Genomic DNA, 20,783 nt, shown 5'->3' with positions numbered 1-20,783 from the left:
ATTATGAAGGCATTTTTCAAAGAGAGGCTGATTTATTTCATCGCAGTGATCATAACCATGGCGGCAGGACTGGCGTCCAGACGCTTTGGAGAACTTTTACCGAATTTTGTGCATGAGCATTTTGGAGATGCCTTGTGGGCGGCTATGATTTATTTTGGGGTACGCATGGTTTGGATTAATCGCAGCAAAGAGTTGGCGTTAATCGTGAGCCTGATTTTTAGCTGGGCCGTCGAATGTTCGCAAATGATTCAGACCCCTTTGCTGAACGAAGTGCGTTCAACGGTACTGGGTGCGCTTATTTTGGGACGTGGATTTCTGGTAATGGATCTATTGCGGTATGCTGTTGGCATTCTGTGCGTGTATGGGATGGATCGTTATTTCCTGAGAAATAAGAAGGCTTGATAATGGGGAGGGACTTAAGTGAATGTAGATAAGCTTTTTACGGAATCACCCGAATTTGAGACAGATCGGTTGGTACTGAGACGTCTTACGCTCAACGACCTCGATGATTATTTTAGGTTTGCCTCCGATCCTAAAGTGAGTCAGCAAAGTCTGTGGAACTGTCATGAGACGTTGGATGATTCTGTCCAATATATTCAAAGAGTGTTAGACAATTATGAGAAGAAAACGATCTATATATGGGCCTTTATTCTGAAGGAAACGGGGAAGCTGATCGGGCGAGGTGGCATTTTTCATCTGAATGAATCCATGCAAAGTGCTGAACTGGGGTACGCGATTGCCAGCAGTTGCTGGGGCAAAGGCCTTGCCGCAGAAGCGATGCAACCGATTGTTGAATACTGTTTTCAAGAACTGGACTGCAATCGGCTGGAGGGGAAATGCAATGCAGGCAACATCGGTTCTGCACGAGTGATGGAGAAGTTGGGCATGTCATATGAAGGTTTGATGCGTAAACAATTGAAGATCAAAGGTGTGTTTACAGATCAAAAATTGTACTCCCGTATCCGGGATGATCTATAATACTTCCAATGACTTGCACGATACATAGAAGAAATTGAAGGAGGCGGAACAATGATCTACAGTATTATTCCCCAAGCGGTATGGGAGCAGGTATCCAAGCAGAGCGTGTATGCACCGGATAGCCTGGAGACGGACGGTTTCATTCATTGTTCCACTAAAGAACAGATTCCATGGGTAGCCGCTCAATTTTATCAAGGACGTACGGATTTGTTATTGATTGGCATTGATGAGAGAGCCTTGAAGCCGGAACTGGTGTATGAGGACCTGTATGAGTTGAATGAACTATTTCCACATATTTATGGTGAACTTAATTTGGATGCCGTGCGGAAAGTTATTTCCTTTGAACCGAATGATGACGGGACGTTTTCTTTTCCTGAATAAACACATTTTGCGAAGGGTTGTGAACGTGTGGATATGAATCAGGTGTTTCTGTATACAGCCGAAAAGCAATTTTTGTATTACAAGCAGCTTGGGGAGAAGGCCATGGAGCAACTGGAATCCGAGCAGTTATTTCAATCCTGGAATGAAGATGCCAACAGCATTGCGGTTATTGTTAAGCATCTATGGGGCAATATGCTGTCCCGTTGGACGGATGCGCTGACAACTGATGGAGAAAAGCCATGGCGTGAACGTGATGCGGAATTTGTGAATGATATCTCGACCCGGGAAGAGCTACTCGCCAAATGGGAGGAAGGCTGGAACTGTCTATTTGGAGCCATTCGTTCTTTTACACCGGAGCAATTGTCTCATATTATATATATTCGCAATGAAGGACATACCGTCATGGAAGCGATTATCCGGCAATTGGCGCATTACCCCTATCATGTGGGGCAGATTATCTATGCAGCCAAAATGCTCAAAGAAACCGCATGGAACAGTCTTTCCATTCCGAGAAATGGTTCGGACCAATATAATGGCGGCAAATTTGCCAAGCCGAAGGCACGAAAATATTTTACAGATGATGAATTAAGCATAGAAAAAGGTAAAGGTGAGGAACAGCAATGACAAAGATCGCATTGATTCGCCATGGAAGCACGGCGTGGAATAAGGAAAAACGTTCGCAGGGACAAACGGATAATCCACTGGATCAGGAAGGAAGAGAACAGGCACTATTGCTTGCTGCAAGACTGAGTGAGGAAACGTGGGATGCCGTCTATGCAAGTGACCTGGAGCGTGCAAGTGAGACGGCTCGTATCATTGGAGATCGATTGGGAATACAGGAGATTCATTTGGACCCGAGGTTGCGTGAAATGGGCGGTGGGCAGGTGGAGGGTACGACCGAAGCTGAACGTCTAGCCAAATGGGGAGCGGATTGGAACACTCTGGATTTAGGTCGGGAGCTTGCGGATGCAGGTACGATTCGGGGTAGAGCCGCGATAGAAGATATTGTATGTCAGCATCCCAATGGAAGAGTGATCGTTGTCAGCCATGGTGCCATTCTCCGTAATACACTGCGAGGTTTGGTGCCTGAACTTGATGTGAGCGCAAAGCTGTCCAACACGTCGATCACCCGGATTTCTTGGGAAACGAATTCTTGGCAATGCGAGCTATACAATTGCAGCGTGCATCTGAATTCCTCCAAGGAGTTGTGATCGATGGACGCTCTGGCATTAAAACAGAAATTGCGGCAGATTCAGTCGGCTAACCTATCCGCCCATGAAGTGGAACATCCTTACGAATTGGCTCTACATATGATGCAGCATATTGGCAGTCCAGACCCGGTTCTGCGGGATGAACTGATCTATGTTACGTTTGCGACCTGGATTGGACAGGGCGTATTTTCGGAAGAACAGCTCAGTCAGCTGTTGCAGATGGCGCTGGATGATCAGCACCTTTTTCATGGTATTGGAGAACAAGGCACGGACAGTGTGTTTACCCGAACCTTCTCTGTGCTGCTCCTGCCTCCAATTCTGAGTGTAGATCGTCAGAGGCCTTTTCTGAAAAAGGAAGATATCGAGGTTATTCATCATCGGTTGACCACGTATCTGGAGCATGAAAAAGATGTTCGTGGCTATGCCGATGAAAAGGGCTGGGCGCACGCTCCGGCACACGCGGCAGATGCGGTTGAAGATCTTGCACAGTCACCTTATATGGAGCGGGCAGCCTTGCTGGAGCTTTTGCATGCGCTCACTGTGAAAATTACCGAATCAAGTGTAGTCTACATCCATGATGAGGATCAGCGGATTGCTCATGCAGTGGTCACCATCCTTCGTCGCAATCTGCTGGAGCAAAACGATATTTCGTCTTGGTTCGATTCACTGAATCCAAACGACAAGACGGAGGGGAAATCTCTTCTGGAGATCAGCCAGATGAGCTTGAATGTGCGCGTCTTTCTACAGACGCTCTATCTTGCCATACGGACAGAAGAAGCAGAGCCCTTTCCGGCTGTCCGTTCACTTATTTTGCAGGCTTTGGAGAAAAAATGATCAAGGGACTATAAACTTGTGGACAAGGAGGGTGATAGCATGACTGGACTGTCGTATTCATGGACTGAGGATGTGCTGTCTCCTCTGGGCGAAACAGGGGTTATGATTCGTTGTGGGGATACCATATCGGAAGCGGTGCACCGGAGGGTGATGTCGGTATGTGCTTTGCTGGAAAAGAGCCAACCGCAGGGCATCTTGGAGTGGCTACCTTCGTTTGCATCGGTCACACTGTTCTATGATCCGTTGATTTCCCCGTACCACGAGGTATGTGGAATGCTGCTTCATGAGTTGAGCAAGATGGAAGAGGCAACGCTGGGTGAACCCAGAACGATCATTATTCCCGTATGTTATGGTGGTGAACTGGGTCCCGATCTGGAATATGTCGCTACTGAACATGGGCTTACGCCAGATGAGGTCATAGCTATTCACACATCCGGCGATTACCTGGTTCACATGATTGGATTCGCACCGGGTTTTCCTTATCTGGGCGGGTTATCGGATAAGATTGCTACACCCAGACGACCTACACCTCGGCTTCGAGTTGAGGCGGGAACGGTGGGCATTGGTGGCAAACAAACGGGAGTTTATCCGGTGACGACTCCCGGTGGATGGCAATGTATCGGCCGCACACCGCTGGCGCTATTTCGTCCGACGGAAAATCCACCAAGTCTGTTGGCAGCAGGGGATCGAGTTCGTTTTGCATCGATATCACTTCAGGAGTATCTGGAACAAAAGGAGGGCGAACGATGAGTATTGAAGTCATTCGCCCAGGTTTGTTATCCACCGTTCAGGACGAAGGAAGAATGGGATTTCGCCGGTATGGAATTCATCCGGGTGGGGTTATGGATACCTTTGCAGCCAGAGCAGCCAATGCACTGGTTGGGAATTCCCGTGATGCAGCTGTGCTGGAGATGACGATGACGGGACCGGAGCTTCGTTTTCATGACAATCGGCTGATCTCTTTATGTGGTGCCGATCTTACGGCAAGCGTGGATGGTCTGTCTGTTCCAGTATGGCGTCCGGTCGCGTTGCTTGCTGGAAGTGTGCTGAGATTTGGGCGATGCCGTTCCGGTTTGCGGTCTTATCTGGCGATTGCTGGTGGAATCGCAGTACCTGAGATCATGGGCAGTAGAAGCACGGATCTTAAGACAGGTTTTGGTGGGTTTGAAGGTCGTGCCCTGAAGGGGGGAGACAGGTTGTCTGCGGGAGAAGCCTCTTGGGAAGCGCAAGCGGCGTTGCATGGATGGAGTGTAGAAGCCGAGAAGAGCAACCGGCGGATGTATGCACCTGCCTGGTACTTGTCCAGCAGGGAATGGCCAGCATATCATGCTGAACCTGTTATTCGTGTCATGCCGGGCAAAGACAGCGCAGCGTTTAATGAAGATAGCCTGGAACGATTCCATAAAGAACGATATGTGATCTCTCCTCAATCGGATCGGATGGGGTATCGATTGGAGGGTGCAAAGCTGAAGCTGGAACTCGGTCAACCAATGGATCGGCTGTCCGAAGCTGTCACCTATGGTACAGTTCAGGTGCCAGCAGATGGTCAGCCCATCATATTGATGGCCGATCATCAGACCATTGGGGGCTATCCTGTGATTGCACAGGTGGCCCGGGTAGATTTGCCGATACTGGCACAGGCTAGGCCGGGGACACGGGTTGCTTTTGAACGGATTACATATGAAGAAGCACAGCAACTATTTATAGAGCAGGAGTTGGAGTGGCGGCTAACCGATCAGTTGATTCGCAAGAGATTGGTAGAAATGGGGGACCATTAATGAACACGGTGGATATCAACTGTGACCTTGGCGAAAGTTACGGGGTGTACCGGATGGAGTCGGATGAGTCGATTCTGCCGCTAATCACTTCAGCCAACATCGCTTGTGGGTTTCATGCGGGTGACCCGGCAACGATGCGACAAACGGTGCAGCAAGCATTGGAGCATCAAGTCGCTATAGGCGCCCATCCCGGTCTGCCGGATTTGCAGGGTTTTGGCAGAAGACGTATGGACATTACACCAAGGGAAGCCTATGACATGGTTGTGTATCAAATGGGTGCGCTGGATGCTTTTGTCCGTTCATACGGGGGGCGTATGCATCATGTAAAACCTCATGGAGCCTTGTATAATATGGCTGCTGAAGATGATCGGCTTGCTGAGGGGATCGCAGAGGCGATTTATAAGGTGCAGCCGGAACTGTATCTCTATGGCCTTGCTGGAAGTGCAATGATAGAAGCAGCGGATCGAATTGGACTGCGCAGCGTCAGTGAAGTTTTTGCAGATCGAACCTACGGCCCGTATGGGAAGCTAACCCCACGCAGTCATCCAGGAGCTGTCATTCAGCAGACGGAACAAGCTCTTGCTCAAGTGCTGCGTATGGTGAAAGAGGGCATTGTTGTGTCGACGGAAGGTACACCTGTATCCATAAAGGCAGAGACGATTTGCATCCACGGTGACGGAGCTTATGCACTAGCATTTGCTCAAGAGATACGCACGTTGCTTGAATCTGAGGGAGTTAATCTGTTTGCTCCTGGAATTGCTAGATGATTGCTACAGTATTCGAGGGCCAGAGATCGAACTATACGAGTCCGTAAGGAGTGAAAGTAGAGCATGAAACCGATACGTAATTCGGCGAAGGCTGTTATTGTACAGGATGGACGTTTGCTGGTGATCCGGTTGGAGGATCAATATGGTGACGCTTATGTTTTCCCCGGCGGAGGACAAGAGAAAGGCGAAGAACTTAAGGATGCCGTTGCCCGTGAATGTCTGGAGGAGATTGGACAGGCGGTGACTGTGGGAGAGCTGCTGCATATCCGGGAGTATATCGGAAAAAACCATGAATTTGCCGAGTGGGATGCCGATGTGCACCAGGTTGAATTCTATTTTGAATGCAAGTTGATTGATCAGAAAGCTACGATCTTCGAAGGCTCCAGTCCTGATGACCATCAGGTAGCTGTAGAATGGATTCCACTTGAAGAGCTGTCCAAGGTTCGCCTATATCCGAAAACAATTGGTGAGTTGTTGCAGAATAAGAATACATCACGCATTTATCTTGGAGATTTGAATTAAAACCGTCACGTTTACGAACGGGTTCATGGATTCACCATAGATGAGGTGGGTACACTATAAGTACAGGCTTATTATACCTAAGGTAAGCTGACAGTACTTATACACAACAATGGAGCGGATAAAAATTAAAGAAGCAAAACCTTCAAAAGTTTAGGCGTTGATAGGTTTCGGTTTGAACTTTAACTTACCCACTCCTCCATTTGAAAGAACGGTAGACGTAGTGGAGGGAACGGAATCGATTCTGTAGAAGCGGCAGCGTTCGCCTTTATCCCCGGATTTTATCCTATGAAATAGGATTTCAAAAAAATCTGGGGATAACAGCGATCGAAAGAACGATCCGTACCCGTAACGGCCGCCTACAACGTTCTTCGAATATCCCCCAAATCGAAAGGAGCACTTCCCATGAACCAGACTGAATTGGAACAAAACATTGTAAAAGCATTGGAAAACAACCCTTTTTGCAGTTTCTCCACGGTAGAGAATGGTAAACCGAAATCTCGCTATATGGCACTTTTCAACGACGGAATGAACATTCATCTGGCGACAAACCGCCGTACGCACAAGGTTGAGGAGCTGGAGAATAATCCGAACGTCAGCCTTTTGTTAGGTTATGAAGCAGGTGGCTCCAAGGAAGTGGTCGAGATTGAAGGAACGTGTGAAGTGACAAAAAATGAAGGTTTGCGCGAACAGGTATGGAATGATGAACTAAAAGCTTGGTTTGACGGCCCGAACGATCCCAATTATGTCATTCTGGACATTACCCCAAATCGGATTGAATACACCGGCAAGGATCATGAGCATCAGGTGTGGGAGCAGTAACTTCGCATATTGAAAATCACCTTTTCTGAGAGGAAGGCCATGCCAACTATTTGGAAAAGATATAGCTAACCGTGAACGCCAGAAGGCTTCACGGTTTTTTGATATGGGTCGATTCAGCTAATATGGATATAGATGTAAGCCGCATGTAATATACGTTTTTAACAGCGTGAGTAAACTATTTTCATCCAAAAACATGCAAAAGATGTCGAAATCACGCATGTTATTGTAAACTGGGGCAGGTATGTGCGGATAACGTAAAAAATAATGCTTTTCAAGGGCTGAACATTGCGTTATGATTTGGAATGTAAACGATACGCACAGATATGAATAGATGTTCATGTGAGATAAACTAACCTGAGATTCTGAACCATACGATCGGAAAATCAGTACGCACAACCCATGAGATCTTTCGCATTTCTGCGCTTATTCGTTTGCCCACTAATGCATGATTCAATGTACATAACCGGGAGGGGTTATTTTGAGAAAGAGTAAAAAAGTATTATCGAGCCTGACTGCCGCTTTGGTTGCATTAAACGTGCTTGCGGTATTTCCGGTACCTGTATCGGCTGCGGACGCTACCAAGGTTAAATTGCGGATCATGGAAACAACGGACATTCACGACAACCTGATTAACTATGACTACTATTCCGACAAAGAGACAGACCAGTATGGTCTGGCGAAGACAGCTACACTGATCAAAAAAGCCCGTGAAGAAGCGAAGAATAGCTTGCTGTTCGACAACGGTGACCTGATCCAGGGTAACCCGCTCGGGGATTATGTAGCGAAGATTGATCCACTCAAAAAGGGTGAGACTCACCCTGTATATAAAGCGATGAACCTGCTCGATTATGATGCAGGAAACATCGGTAACCATGAGTTTAACTATGGTTTGGACTTCCTCGACATGACGTTGGAAGGTGCGAATTTCCCTTACATCAATGCCAACGTTTATGTAGATGACGGTGACGACGATGAGACGAATGACAAGAACTACTTTACCCCGTATAAAATTTTAGACAAAAAAGTTACCGACGAGAGTGGCAAAGAGCATACGATCAAGGTGGGTGTCATCGGATTTGTCCCACCACAAGTAATGCAGTGGGACAGCGCTAATCTGGAAGGCAAAGTCATTGCCAAAGACATTATCGCTACTGCGAAAAAATTCATTCCTAAAATGAAGGCTGAAGGTGCCGACATTATTGTAGCTATTCCTCACTCCGGTTTTGAAGATATTCCGCAAACGGATCTGATGGAAAACTCGGTATTGTATCTGAGCCAGGTTGAAGGCATTAATGCCATTCTGTTCGGACATGCCCATAAAGTATTCCCGAGCGCTGATTTTGCCGGTAAAAAAGGTGTAGACCTTGAAAAAGGTACAATCAATGGTGTTCCTTCCGTTGAACCAGGCTTCTGGGGTGACCACCTTGGAATTATCGATCTGGATCTGGAACTGGTAGACGGTAAGTGGAAAGTGGCAGACTCCAAAGTGGAGGCACGCCCTATCTATGACACAGCTAACAAAAAAGCTCTGGTAGATGCTGATCAAGAGATCGTTGACGCTGTTCATGACGAACATGAAGGTACGCTTGAGTATGTGCGTGGCCCAGTCGGCGAAACGACAGCTCCAATCAACAGCTTCTTTGCACTGGTTCAGGATGATCCATCTATCCAGATCGTAACCAATGCACAGAAATGGTATGTCGAAAAACATATGCAAGGAACAGAATACGAAGATATCCCTGTATTGTCTGCAGGAGCTCCGTTCAAAGCAGGCGGACGTTCAGGTGCTTCGTACTACACGAATATCCCTAAAGGCACCATTGCGATTAAAAACGTAGCTGACTTGTACGTGTATCCAAATACGGTACATGCTGTGTTGGTTAATGGCGCTGAGCTGAAAGAATGGTTGGAATGGTCTGCTGGCCAATTTAACCAGATCGATCCGGCAAAAGGTGGACAGCAACAATTGGTCAATATGGACTTCCCAACGTATAACTTCGACGTTATCGATGGTGTTACGTACCAAATTGATGTAACTCAACCAGCGAAATACGATGGTAAAGCAACGATTGTAAATGCATCAGCTAACCGGATTAAAGACTTGAGCTTCAATGGTAAACCGGTTGATCCAGCACAAAAATTCATCGTGGCAACGAATAACTATCGTGCTTCTTCGTCCAAACTGGCTAACCCGGACGGTAAACGTATCGTCTTGGCTGCACCGGATGAGAACCGTCAAGTTATCATTGATTACATCCGTGAGAACAAAACGATTAACCCGACAGCAGACGGCAACTGGTCGCTTGCACCAATTAAGCCTTCGGCAGGTGTAACGGCAGCTGCAATTAACGATCTTGAAGTGGTATTCGCTTCTTCCCCAGATGCCAAAGCGCTGGTTGAAGCGAACCCGGCGATGTCCTTCATCGGTACGAACGATGATGGTTTTGCTGAGTATGGTTTGAAATTGACAGGAGAAGCAACAACGACTCCAGAAACAGGTACGGAGCCAACTCCAACGCCTACGAAGCCAGACCCAACTCCAACTAAACCTACAACCAAACCACAACCTGAGAAACCAGCTGGTGGCAAAGTGGTACATGTAGTGAAAAAAGGAGATAACCTCTACCGCATCGGCTTGAAATACGGTGTGGACTGGCGCAAGCTGGTTTCCGTAAATAAAATTACAAATGTGCACAACCTTAAAGTTGGACAGAAAATCGTAATTCCCGCTTCTTAAGATTATTTAGCGGTAAATGAAGACCGACAGTCATCAGACTGTCGGTCTTTTTCATGCTATGCTGATACGTTAATGCTTCAGTAACCGTCATAGTTGAAGTCACCAAAACAGTAGAGATAAATTTTAAGACCCATGCTATAATATTTACAAACTTTGGGTATATACCAGTAAACATTAATGAGATAGAATCACAAACTGGCAAGGGGGTTCTACATGAATTGCAGTGGCTGCAGTCCAATTCATCCTATAGAGGATCAAGGTACCCTGTATATGCGTCCCATCTCCCCCGCTTTGCTTGAAGCACTGCAAAAGCAGGGAAGACATGTCGAACATTCGGATGAACTCATCTGGATGCATTTTATGAATCTTGAATCTGCACAACATTGTATTGAGGACATTCTCAAGATTGAAGCAACCCTGCCAGAGAAGTTAACGGTTCAGATCACTCCACTGTATGGCCAGGCAGATGCTGATAGCTGGATTAGTCTCTCCATGCAGGCAGCTCGACTCAAACATGCGGATCTGGTCTCCATTATCCTGGAGCATCAATTCAGCAGTCATATGCAGCCGATCGTAGATGCATCGGAGCAGATTATCGGATTTGAATTTTTACTTCGTCCTGCTGAACAGGGTAGACCCTTCAGTGTGTATGAATTATTTGAAGTTGCACGGGATACCGGATTGCATTCTTTTCTGGATCGGACAGCACGTGTTGCTGCTATCGAGACAAGTGCCGTTCTTTTACCGCATGGTGTCAAACGTTTCGTGAATTTCCTGCCTTCCTCTATCTATAACCCCGAATATTGCCTGACACACACATTTGAGACGATTGAACGCCTTTCGCTAGACCCTAAGGATTTTGTGTTTGAAGTGGTGGAAACGGAACAGATTCAACATATGTCCATCTTGCAGCATATTTTTGAGGTGTATCGTTCTCATGGAATGTCGGTTGCCTTGGATGACGTGGGGGCCGGATTCTCGACGATCGAAGTAATGAATCGGCTGAAGCCGGATTTTGTCAAAATAGATCGGAGCCTCATTGATCATTGTGATCATGATTTGAACAAACAGCAGCAAATTATCGATATTGTTGAGATGTCGCGTCGATTTGGCGGGCGGGTACTTGCTGAAGGCATTGAACGAATCGAGGAATTTGAATTCTGTCGATCCGTGGGTATTGATTTGGCACAAGGGTATTATTTTGGTAAGCCAACCGCATATCCACCACAAGGTCCCTATGGAAAAACCTCTGCGTGAATGCAATAAAATATAGTTGTACCAACAAGTCACTTCGTATGATTGGAGTGGCTTGTTTGACATGCTATGTAAATTTATAAATACGCTCCCTCAGCCGATATATAGGATAGGCCTTTAGATTAGATGGGGATCTATGTGACACCTTATTTAGTCAGGTTGGAGAGGTCCTACATAAAAAAGAAAAAGGGCAGATGTATATTTGGAGGGGGAGAAGCAAGATGGCGAACATTCGGGGGAATGAGCAAGAAAAGGCAGCAATCAAGCCAGCCAAGCCAAAAGATAATAAACCGAAGAAGAAAAACAAAAAGAAAAAAGGCTTCGTCTGGAGCATAAGGAACAAATTATTGGTATCCTTCCTGGCGGTACTACTTTTGCCGAGTCTAACCATTGGGATCGTTACGATGCTTATCGCTGATCATACGGTGGAAAACCAGCTGATGGATAGTGCCAAAGAAAGTGTAGACACAACGAATTCAATTATTGGAACACAAGTGGATGCAAAGATCCATGATATCAATTATTTTGCCAGTGTGATTGTGACTGACATGATTAAAGGACAAGATGAAAGCCCTGAGCTTGAGACGAAATTGAAAGAGTATCTTGGGATGCATCCGGATGCTGTAAATATCTTTGTGGGGACCAAAGAGGGAGTCATGGTTCGTGGCAAGGAATCTGCGGGAAGCTCACAAGGGTCAACTTATGATCCTCGGGAACGAGAATGGTACAAGCTCGCGATGGAGAAACCGGGTACTCCAGTAGTGTCACCTGTATCCAAGAATACGGACGGCATTGCAGTTGTATTTGTCTCCAAAACGCTTGATGATCAATCCGGTGTAGTAGGTCTCTCCCTGGATCTGACCGAACTGCGTGAGCAGGCTTCGATTAAAGTGGGCAGGGACGGGTACGTCATCATTATGGATGCGGACAAAAATTATATCGTATCTCCAGTCGTGGAAGCTGGTACACAGGAGCAGTCGACTACCTTGGATGCGATGTTCGAGAGCAAGGAAGGCGAATTTAGTTATATCTATAATGGTGATTCAAAGACCATGATTTTCTCTACTAATGAGGAAACCGGGTGGAAAATTGGCGGTACAATGTTCAAGGGTGAAATATTAAATGCAAGTAAAGACATTCGGATGGCTACCCTGTTGGTCCTTCTGACGGCAACCTTCCTAACGTTGATATTTATTATCTGGTTTACACGTTCGATGCTGCGTCCGATTAAACGTCTGCAGGAATCCGCCAGATCCGTAAGTAAAGGCGACCTTACGGTAAAATTGGACACAGGGCGCAAAGATGAGGTAGGCGATCTGGCGAAGTACTTTGAACGGATGGTCGACAATCTGCGCATGATGATTCTGGGTGTGCAGGAAACGGCAGAGCAGGTATCTGCCTCTTCGCAGGAATTGTCCGCCAGTGCAGATCAAACAACCAAAGCCATTGAGCATTCAACGCTGGCTATTCAGGAACTTGCCGAGGGTGCCGAGCAGCAAGTGAAGAGTGTATCGGATGGATCAGGACAAATGAGCCGAATGGCGGAAGATGTTCGCATGATGTCTGAGCGTGTGCAATCCATTACAACGAATATGCGTCATACATCCGGAGCGGCTTATTCAGGTAATGAGGCTGCAGGTCAGGCAGTAGAGCAGATGAATAGCATTCAGGAAACGGTGGAACAGCTGGCGACGGTGGTTCAGTCATTGAATGCACGGTCTGTTGAGATCGGCAGCATGGTAGATGTGATTGCTACCATCTCCAAGCAGACCAATCTGCTAGCTCTGAATGCTTCCATTGAAGCGGCAAGAGCGGGAGATGCTGGCCGTGGTTTCGCAGTCGTTGCGGGTGAGGTGCGGAAGCTTGCAGAGGAATCGGGGAGCTCCGCTGCGCAGATCGGTGAACTCGTTCATAATATCCGTCAGGATATGGATGCTGCCCTGAAAGCTATGAATTCAGCTCAGACTCGGGTTGGAGACGGGATTCAGGCCGTGAATACGTCTGGGCAATCCTTTGCACAGATTCGGGAGGCTGTAGAGGATGCTGTTCATACGCTGGATGATTTGTCCGAAACAACGAAGCAATTGGAGAGTGGTGCTTCCCATGTTGCCAGAGCAATGAACGATATTTCGATCGTGACTCAAGAATCTGCTGCGAATACGGAATCCGTCTCGGCATCCTCTCAGGAACAGCTGGCATCTGTGGAGGAGATCGCTTCGTCTTCAGCACATCTGAACAGTATGGCGGAGCAATTACAAGGATTGTTGGGTATGTTCAAAATGGTGGAGAACACGCCGAAGGATGAGGATAAGTCCTAAATCATTAGTGATATCTTTTATCGCAGTTTTTATAGAAATTAGAAGGAAATAAAGATAGACATTTCTCCTGCAGCCATGTATAACTATAGCGTCTGGTTTATCCGCAGGAATTGCGGTGTAATCATATCTGGCAGGCCATTCTCATATCATGCTCCAAAACATGATGAATATATCGGCGCAGGAGGCTTTATGACATATGTAGCAATTCTGATTTTTGTACTGACCATCACATTGGTTATCTGGCAACCACGTGAATTAGGTATTGGTTGGTCCGCCATGGGTGGGGCTTTGCTAGCATTGATGTGTGGTGTCGTCAGTCTGAATGACGCCTCTGATGTGGCATCCATTGTATGGAATGCAACGCTCGCTTTTGTCGGCATTATTATGATTTCATTAATACTCGATGAGACAGGTTTCTTCGAATGGGCCGCTCTTCATATGGCAAGGTTGGCAGGAGGAAATGGACTTAGGCTCTTTATCTATTCCATTTTGCTCGGAGCGGCGGTGTCGGCTCTCTTCGCTAATGATGGTGCAGCGCTAATCCTTACCCCGATTGTGCTTGCGATGGTACGTGCATTGAAGTTCGATGAGCGCATGGTGCTTGCTTTTGTTATGGCTAGTGGATTTATTGCGGATACAACGTCGTTGCCGCTGGTCGTCAGCAACCTGGTGAATATCGTATCTGCGGATTATTTTGGTATTACATTTGTGGAATATGCGGTGCGGATGATCGTACCCAATCTCTTTTCCATCGTGGCAAGTACAGGGATGTTGTTCTTGTTTTATCGCAAAAGCATCCCGCTTCGCTACGATATCTCTGCAGCACGTGATCCCAGGGAAGCTATTCGTGATCCGCGGATGTTCCGCATCGCCTGGTTCATGCTGGTGCTGCTGCTCGTGGCCTATGCTTCCAGTGAGTTTTTGCCGATTCCCGTATCGGTTATCGTAGGTGCCGTAGCTCTTTTGTTCGCTATATTGGCAAGAAAGAGCGAAGCTGTGGATCTGAAACGCGTGATCAAAGAAGCACCATGGTCCATTGTCGTGTTCTCGGTGGGCATGTATATCGTGGTGTATGGGCTGCGTAATGCCGGCTTAACCGATCATTTGAGCCGTTGGCTAGATGCCATCGCAGACCATGGTTTGTTGGCTGCCTCAGTGGGAATGGGCATGATCGCTGCGATATTATCATCTGTAATGAACAATCTGCCCACCGTGTTAATTAACGCACTCGCGATTCAGGGTGCACACACCGAAGGTATTGTGCGTGAGGCGCTGATCTATGCCAATGTGATTGGTTCCGATCTGGGTCCCAAAATGACGCCAATTGGTTCACTTGCCACATTACTGTGGCTGCATGTGCTGTCCCGCAAAGGTGTAAAAATTACTTGGGGATATTATTTCAAGGCAGGCATCATCTTAACTATCCCCACACTATTAATCACCTTGGCCGGATTAGCGTTATGGCTATGGATTCTGGGTTAGTAAAATCGCATTTTACATTCACAATTATGATATGATCTAACTTATTGTAAAAAGCTGCTCTCATACGCTGGTGCTACCTACTAGCTATGAGGCAGTTTTTTTGTTTCTTCTATAGAAGAAACAAATTCTCTTTCTACATTAAAGCATGTACATAAAGGCCAGCCTTCTATAGAGCTGGCCTTCTTTTTTTACCTTCCCCCAGGCTGAGGATTAAAATGCCTGAGACACAACCAGCGCTGACACAGCGCAGGGAACGGAACGATTGTGTAAAAGCGAAGCGTATTCTGTGTAAGAATTTTAAAACACCGAACGTAGTGGAGGGGACGGAATCGATTCTGAAGAAGCGGGAGCGTTCGCCTTTGTCTCCGAGTTTTAACATTAGACATATCAGATAAAAAAAATTGGAGACAACAGCGATCGGAAGAACGATCCGTAACCGGAACGGCCACTCAGAGTGATTTATTTAAAATTTATTTTAGTAATGTGTAAAATCTTCATGAAAATCTGGACACAATACGGTTTGAAACAACGTCCGTTTCCGGAGCTGCCACTTCAGCGCAATTTGTCCCAGATGTATTTCAATCCACAGTAAACATTTTTAACATTGCGTTTACAAAACATTGATTTTGAGATGACATAACGAAACTACAATGAATAAAGAGTTGATGGTGAACAAAAATAAAAGCCAAATCACCGTCACTAAATTGGGGGAGGAAAACAAAACATGTTTAAAAAGTTGCCGTTCATTTTGATGACCTTAACGTTCGTACTGGTTCTCGCAGCATGCGGATCAAAAAATGACGCTGGTACAGAGGGAAGCAATAATTCCGCAGGAGAAACTGCTACTGAACTTAGCGGTAACATTCTGGCTGTTGGTTCAACAGCACTGCAACCTCTGGTAGAGCAAGCTGGACAAAAATTTATGGCAGTTGATGAATATAAGAACGTAACAGTACAAGTGCAAGGCGGCGGTAGTGGTACTGGTTTGACACAAGTATCTGACGGACAAGCTACAATCGGTAACTCTGACGTATTTGCAGAAGAGAAAATCGATGACGCAGCAAAAGTAAGCGAACTGAAAGATCACCAAGTGGCTGTTGTAGCCATTGCTCCAGTAAGCAACAAAGATGCGGGTGTACAAGATTTGACGAAGCAACAACTGATCGACATTTTCTCTGGTAAAATCACAAACTGGAAAGATGTTGGCGGTGCAGATCAAGCGATCGTTATCGTAAACCGTCCTAGCAGCTCCGGTACTCGTGCAACATTCGAGAACTTTGCTCTGGGAACAAAAGTAGAAGATATCCAAGGTTCCATTCAGGAAGATTCCTCTGGTACAGTTAAAAAGCTCGTAGCTGAAACGCCTGGCGCTATTGGTTACCTGGCTCTGTCCTATCTGGATGACAGCCTGCAAGTTTTGAAATACGAAGGTGTAGAAGCAACGGTTGAGAACGTAGAAGCAGGAACTTATCCGGTATGGGCTTACGAGCACATGTACACTAAAGGTGATCCGGATGCAGCAACAAAAGCATTCCTCGACTACATCCTGAGTGACGAAATTCAACAAAACGACGTGACGGAGCTTGGCTACATCCCGGTATCCGGCATGAAAGTAAAACGTGACGCAGCAGGCACTGTGACTCAATAATCTTTGAACTTGCGCATACAGCGAGAGAGGCGGACCCAGGTCCTGCCTCTTTGCGCGGTTTGCTCTGGATTAATCCCATATTTTGCATGAATTCTACTATAGAAGGATGGTTGTTATGGAACAGACCGAAGGGGGAACGGTAATGAACAACAAGTTGAAACCACGCCGGCCCTTGAGAGAGAAGCATTATTGGGAAGAGTGGACGGGACGGATCTATACGTCGATTTGTGTCGTTTTCCTGATCGTTGTCATGTTTTCCATCGTTTATTTTGTAGCGTCCAAAGGCTTGTCGACCTTTTTCCAGAATGGCGTAAGTTTACGCGAATTTTTATCCGGAAAAACGTGGAATCCAACGGGGGAACCCGCTGCCTACGGAGCGTTGCCGTTCATTACCGGTTCATTCATAACAACATTGCTTGCAGCTCTGATTGCAAGTCCACTTAGCTTGTGTGCAGCGCTCTTCATGACCGAGATTGTACCGGGTAAAGGTAAAAAGATATTGCAACCTGCGATTGAGCTGCTGTCCGGTATTCCTTCCGTTGTATACGGGTTTATCGGTCTCAGTGTGATCGTTCCTTTATTGCGCAGCATGTTTGGCGGAGCCGGCGTCGGGATTGCAGCCGGATGTTTGGTTCTGTCTGTTATGATTTTGCCTACCGTAACAAGCATTATGGCAGATGCGCTGTCTGCACTGCCGAAAGGTCTGCGTGAATCCTCCTACGCATTGGGGGCAACTCGCTGGCAAACGATCTACCGTGTCATTATCCCGACCGTTCTTCCAGCTTTATTGACAGGGATTGTACTCGGTATGGCTCGCGCATTTGGTGAAGCTCTTGCCGTACAGATGGTCATCGGGAATGCACCGCATGTACCGACATCACTGCTCGAATCCGCTTCAACGTTAACGAGTGTAATCACCCTGAGTATGGGTAACACCACCATGGGATCTGTTCATAATAATGCACTGTGGAGTATGGCGCTTGTCCTGCTGGTGATGACCTTTGTCTTCGTCATTCTGGTTCGCCTGCTTGAAAGGAGGAACCGAGTATGAAAATGAAGGCTAAAACGGTAGATAAAGTTGCCACATCCGTTATCGTTGTTCTGGCGCTGTTCATTGTTGTTCTCTTGCTCGGTTTGCTTGGCTTCATTCTGGTACGTGGGATCGGACAGATTAACTGGCACTTCCTGACCAGTGCACCACAGCTGCTCAAAGGTGGAGGCGGGATTGGACCGCAATTATTCAACTCAATATTCCTGCTTGTTCTGACCTTGATTATTACAATTCCGCTCGGATGGGGCGGCGGTATTTATATGGCTGAGTACGCCAAGCCGGGCCGGATCACAAGTTTTATTCGACTCGTTGTCGAAGTGTTATCCTCGTTCCCATCTATCGTTATTGGTTTGTTCGGACTCTTGTTAATTGTTAATACATTTGGTCTTGGATTCTCCTTATTATCGGGTGCCATGGCCTTGGCTATATTCAATCTTCCACTTATGGTGCGGACAACAGAGCAAGCGTTCCGGGCCGTTCCGAAAGAGCAGAAGGAAGCGGGTCTTGCACTCGGATTGTCAAAATGGAAAATTATTACCTCCATTCTGCTGCCTGTGGCATTGCCAAGCTTGATCACGGGTACGATCCTGGCATCGGGCCGGATCTTCGGTGAAGCAGCAGCCCTGATGTTCACAGCGGGTATGAGTAGTCCACCGCTGGACTTCACGGACTGGAATCCAACGAGTCCTAGGTCGCCGATCAATCCATTGCGTCCGGCAGAGACACTGGCTGTGCACATCTGGAAAGTAAACAGTGAAGGCATTGGCCCGGATTCCAAAGAAGTAGCAGCTGGCGCTTCAGCCGTGCTTGTACTTCTTGTACTGGCGTTCAATCTAAGTGCACGCTGGATCGGTCGGGTGGTTTACCGCCGCATGACAGCTTCGAAATAAGGAGGAACCAACATGGCCATACCTTTTGGTACGGAACAGTTAAGCATATATTATGGGCATTTTCAGGCAGTTAAGCAGATCAGCCTGACTTTTCCCGAAGCCAGTGTAACGGCACTCATTGGACCATCCGGCTGTGGTAAATCCACGTTCCTACGATCGCTCAACCGAATGAACGACGAGATTGCCGGTTCTCGCACGGAGGGACATATCTGGATGGATGGCAATGATCTGAATGAGCCGGGCACAGATGTAATCAAGCTTCGCCAGAAGATCGGCATGGTTTGGCAGAAGCCGAATCCTTTCCACAAGTCTATCTACAACAATATCGCGTTTGGCCCCCGCTACCGCGGTATCAAGAACAAGAAGGCACTAGATGAAATTGTGGAAAAAAGCTTGCGCCGCGCTGCGCTCTGGGACGAAGTGAAGGACAGACTGAATGAATCTGCCCTGGCCCTTTCGGGTGGACAACAGCAACGGCTCTGTATCGCCCGCGCGTTGTCGGTTGATCCGCAGATTTTGCTGCTCGATGAGCCGGCATCTGCGCTTGACCCGGTATCTACGGGTAAGGTGGAGGAGTTGATCTCGGAGCTCAAGAAGGAGTTGCGGATCGTGATTGTTACCCATAATATGCAGCAGGCGGCACGCATCTCGGATTATACGGCTTATTTTTATCTGGGAAGCATGATTGAGCACGGAGATACGGAACATATTTTCACCAACCCGGACAATCGTCTGACACAAGAATATATTATGGGACGTTTCGGTTAATTGTTACATTGGATGGAGTATGAGATCGAGATAGATTTATAGAGATAGAAGGAAGCATAACACTCGGGCGAGGTCGTTCGGGGGTTATGCTTTTTTACATCATTCTACATATGGAATAGTTTGCCAAAATAAAAACAATCATGCTACGATATTTGTAAACACTGCCTTTAATTTGATAAGAGAAGGAGATGTGGATCATAACTACCCATAAGATTTCCCATGACACCATGGCAACTGAAATTATCTCGCATTATTCCATAGAAAAGCCTGCAATTTCCTTTATCCGACATAATGAAAATCTAACGTATCAGGTGGTTGATGAATCAACCGGACAGAAGTATCTATTGCGAATACATAAAGCCGCTTTTGCAAGCATGACGGGAATCCAGCATACACGACCTGCACTTGAAGCGGAGATGAATCTACTTCATGAATTACGGGCTACCAGCCCATTGCGAGTGCAGATACCTGTACGCAATACATTGGATGATTGGGTCACTGTCTGTTTGGACGAAACAGGAGAAGAGATCTGTTGTACCGTTCTGGAATGGATTGAGGGCAGGGATATCAAGCAGGGAGAACATCTGACGACAGCGCAGATTCATGATTTGGGTGTACAGTTGCAGATATTGCACCAATATGGACGACGACCAACGGGAGCTCCTGAGCCACAGGTGGGTTCACTGAAGTCTGAAAGCGGGCAGCAGATGAATGACCGTGAACAGCATGCTGATAAGGCGATCATCTCAGAGATGTATACCGATAGCGATAACCCTACCTTGAAGCAAACGGAAGTACGACCAGCCTATGGTTCGATCAAAGAGAATCTGGTCATGCTGGAGCAATTGGAGGAAGGCGTTAGACGTGGCATCTTTACTCCTGAGGATTTCGATCTGATTCGTGAGACGTTTGAGAACATTAACAGACAACTCGAAACGTATCCGCACAATGCCGAGACATGGGGAGTAATTCACGGAGATATTACCCGCGGCAATCTGTTAGTTACGGATCAGGGCATTTCCATGATTGATTTTTGTTTATACGGTTATGGCTACTATCTCTTTGATGCCGGAGGTGCGGCTACGATTTTCAATCGGGAGGAACGGGGTGTCTTCCTATCGGGTTATACGGAGCAGACAGGACCACTAACGAAGCGTGATATTCGATTAATAGAAGGATTCATGCTGATTTTTACGTTTGGCTATTTTGCATTCCAGATGGAGAATGAGTCCAGGTACGAATGGATGAAAGAGCGAATGCCTCTTATATGCAGCAAATTTTGCAAACCATATGTACAGAACGAGAGTATTTTCTATGAGTTATAATTGTGATTTCTAGTGGGTGG

Annotated in this window: 20 protein-coding genes; all 20 read left to right on the top strand. The window is 46.8% G+C overall.

Annotated features, from left to right (window positions below; translation table 11 throughout):
* The first annotated feature begins 3 nt into the window (after positions 1 to 3).
* The 20 genes from CS562_RS26275 to CS562_RS26180 all read left to right on the top strand — a co-directional run bounded on the left by CS562_RS26275 (position 4) and on the right by CS562_RS26180 (position 20,763).
* Positions 4 to 402: a ribosomal maturation YjgA family protein gene (locus tag CS562_RS26275; protein ID WP_099858645.1), complete on the top strand. Its 399-nt coding sequence runs from the start codon at positions 4 to 6 to the stop codon at positions 400 to 402.
* Positions 403 to 420: 18 nt separating this feature from the next.
* Positions 421 to 978 carry a GNAT family N-acetyltransferase gene (locus CS562_RS26270; RefSeq protein WP_099858644.1) on the top strand — a complete coding sequence of 186 codons (558 nt, stop codon included), beginning with the start codon at positions 421 to 423 and terminating at the stop codon, positions 976 to 978.
* A 51-nt stretch (positions 979 to 1,029) separates the two neighbouring features.
* On the top strand, positions 1,030 to 1,359 hold the full coding sequence (locus CS562_RS26265; RefSeq protein ID WP_099858643.1) for a DUF952 domain-containing protein: 330 nt from the start codon (positions 1,030 to 1,032) through the stop codon (positions 1,357 to 1,359).
* Positions 1,360 to 1,386: 27 nt separating this feature from the next.
* Entirely contained in the window at positions 1,387 to 1,983 is a 597-nt protein-coding gene (locus tag CS562_RS26260) for a DUF1572 family protein (RefSeq protein WP_099858642.1), read from the top strand.
* Positions 1,980 to 2,570, top strand: a complete 591-nt coding sequence (locus CS562_RS26255) for a histidine phosphatase family protein (protein WP_099858641.1) — start codon at positions 1,980 to 1,982, stop codon at positions 2,568 to 2,570. Before CS562_RS26260 ends, CS562_RS26255 begins: the two co-directional genes overlap by 4 nt.
* 3 nt (positions 2,571 to 2,573) lie before the next feature.
* Complete coding sequence (locus tag CS562_RS26250; protein WP_099858640.1) at positions 2,574 to 3,404, top strand: DUF2785 domain-containing protein; 831 nt, start codon at positions 2,574 to 2,576, stop codon at positions 3,402 to 3,404.
* Between the two features lie 39 nt (positions 3,405 to 3,443).
* Complete coding sequence (gene pxpB, locus CS562_RS26245; protein ID WP_099858639.1) at positions 3,444 to 4,154, top strand: 5-oxoprolinase subunit PxpB; 711 nt, start codon at positions 3,444 to 3,446, stop codon at positions 4,152 to 4,154.
* The gene (locus CS562_RS26240) at positions 4,151 to 5,182 is read left to right on the top strand and encodes a 5-oxoprolinase subunit C family protein (RefSeq protein WP_099858638.1); all 1,032 of its coding nucleotides are present in this window, start codon (positions 4,151 to 4,153) and stop codon (positions 5,180 to 5,182) included. The genes pxpB and CS562_RS26240 overlap by 4 nt, the downstream gene beginning before the upstream one ends.
* Positions 5,182 to 5,949: a LamB/YcsF family protein gene (locus CS562_RS26235; RefSeq protein WP_076290639.1), complete on the top strand. Its 768-nt coding sequence runs from the start codon at positions 5,182 to 5,184 to the stop codon at positions 5,947 to 5,949. Before CS562_RS26240 ends, CS562_RS26235 begins: the two co-directional genes overlap by 1 nt.
* A gap of 63 nt (positions 5,950 to 6,012) precedes the next feature.
* Positions 6,013 to 6,471, top strand: a complete 459-nt coding sequence (locus CS562_RS26230) for an NUDIX domain-containing protein (protein ID WP_099858637.1) — start codon at positions 6,013 to 6,015, stop codon at positions 6,469 to 6,471.
* A gap of 402 nt (positions 6,472 to 6,873) precedes the next feature.
* The gene (locus CS562_RS26225) at positions 6,874 to 7,290 is read left to right on the top strand and encodes a pyridoxamine 5'-phosphate oxidase family protein (RefSeq protein WP_076290637.1); all 417 of its coding nucleotides are present in this window, start codon (positions 6,874 to 6,876) and stop codon (positions 7,288 to 7,290) included.
* Between the two features lie 478 nt (positions 7,291 to 7,768).
* Positions 7,769 to 10,027, top strand: coding sequence for a bifunctional 2',3'-cyclic-nucleotide 2'-phosphodiesterase/3'-nucleotidase (locus CS562_RS26220; RefSeq protein WP_099858636.1), 2,259 nt, complete (start codon positions 7,769 to 7,771; stop codon positions 10,025 to 10,027).
* A 213-nt stretch (positions 10,028 to 10,240) separates the two neighbouring features.
* On the top strand, positions 10,241 to 11,284 hold the full coding sequence (locus CS562_RS26215; RefSeq protein ID WP_076290635.1) for an EAL domain-containing protein: 1,044 nt from the start codon (positions 10,241 to 10,243) through the stop codon (positions 11,282 to 11,284).
* Between the two features lie 218 nt (positions 11,285 to 11,502).
* Positions 11,503 to 13,599 (top strand): methyl-accepting chemotaxis protein, encoded by a 2,097-nt coding sequence (locus tag CS562_RS26210; protein ID WP_099858635.1) that lies wholly within the window; start codon positions 11,503 to 11,505, stop codon positions 13,597 to 13,599.
* A gap of 189 nt (positions 13,600 to 13,788) precedes the next feature.
* A complete protein-coding gene (locus tag CS562_RS26205; protein WP_099858634.1) occupies positions 13,789 to 15,081 on the top strand; it encodes an arsenic transporter in 1,293 nt (430 codons plus the stop codon).
* 724 nt (positions 15,082 to 15,805) lie between these two features.
* On the top strand, positions 15,806 to 16,729 hold the full coding sequence (locus tag CS562_RS26200) for a phosphate ABC transporter substrate-binding protein (protein WP_076290633.1): 924 nt from the start codon (positions 15,806 to 15,808) through the stop codon (positions 16,727 to 16,729).
* A 142-nt stretch (positions 16,730 to 16,871) separates the two neighbouring features.
* A complete protein-coding gene (gene pstC / locus CS562_RS26195; protein ID WP_099858708.1) occupies positions 16,872 to 17,780 on the top strand; it encodes a phosphate ABC transporter permease subunit PstC in 909 nt (302 codons plus the stop codon).
* A 2-nt stretch (positions 17,781 to 17,782) separates the two neighbouring features.
* Positions 17,783 to 18,670 (top strand): phosphate ABC transporter permease PstA, encoded by an 888-nt coding sequence (pstA, locus tag CS562_RS26190; RefSeq protein WP_063566305.1) that lies wholly within the window; start codon positions 17,783 to 17,785, stop codon positions 18,668 to 18,670.
* Positions 18,671 to 18,682: 12 nt separating this feature from the next.
* Positions 18,683 to 19,438, top strand: a complete 756-nt coding sequence (gene pstB / locus CS562_RS26185) for a phosphate ABC transporter ATP-binding protein PstB (RefSeq protein ID WP_063566217.1) — start codon at positions 18,683 to 18,685, stop codon at positions 19,436 to 19,438.
* Between the two features lie 188 nt (positions 19,439 to 19,626).
* Entirely contained in the window at positions 19,627 to 20,763 is a 1,137-nt protein-coding gene (locus CS562_RS26180) for a phosphotransferase enzyme family protein (protein WP_099858633.1), read from the top strand.
* The last annotated feature ends 20 nt before the right edge of the window (positions 20,764 to 20,783 follow it).

Origin of the sequence: Paenibacillus sp. LK1 (genome assembly GCF_002750415.1) — a bacterium.
GTDB lineage: Bacteria > Bacillota > Bacilli > Paenibacillales > Paenibacillaceae > Paenibacillus > Paenibacillus taichungensis.
The sequence above is the reverse complement of the archived record's forward strand: the minus strand, read 5'-3'. Positions and strand labels throughout refer to the sequence as shown.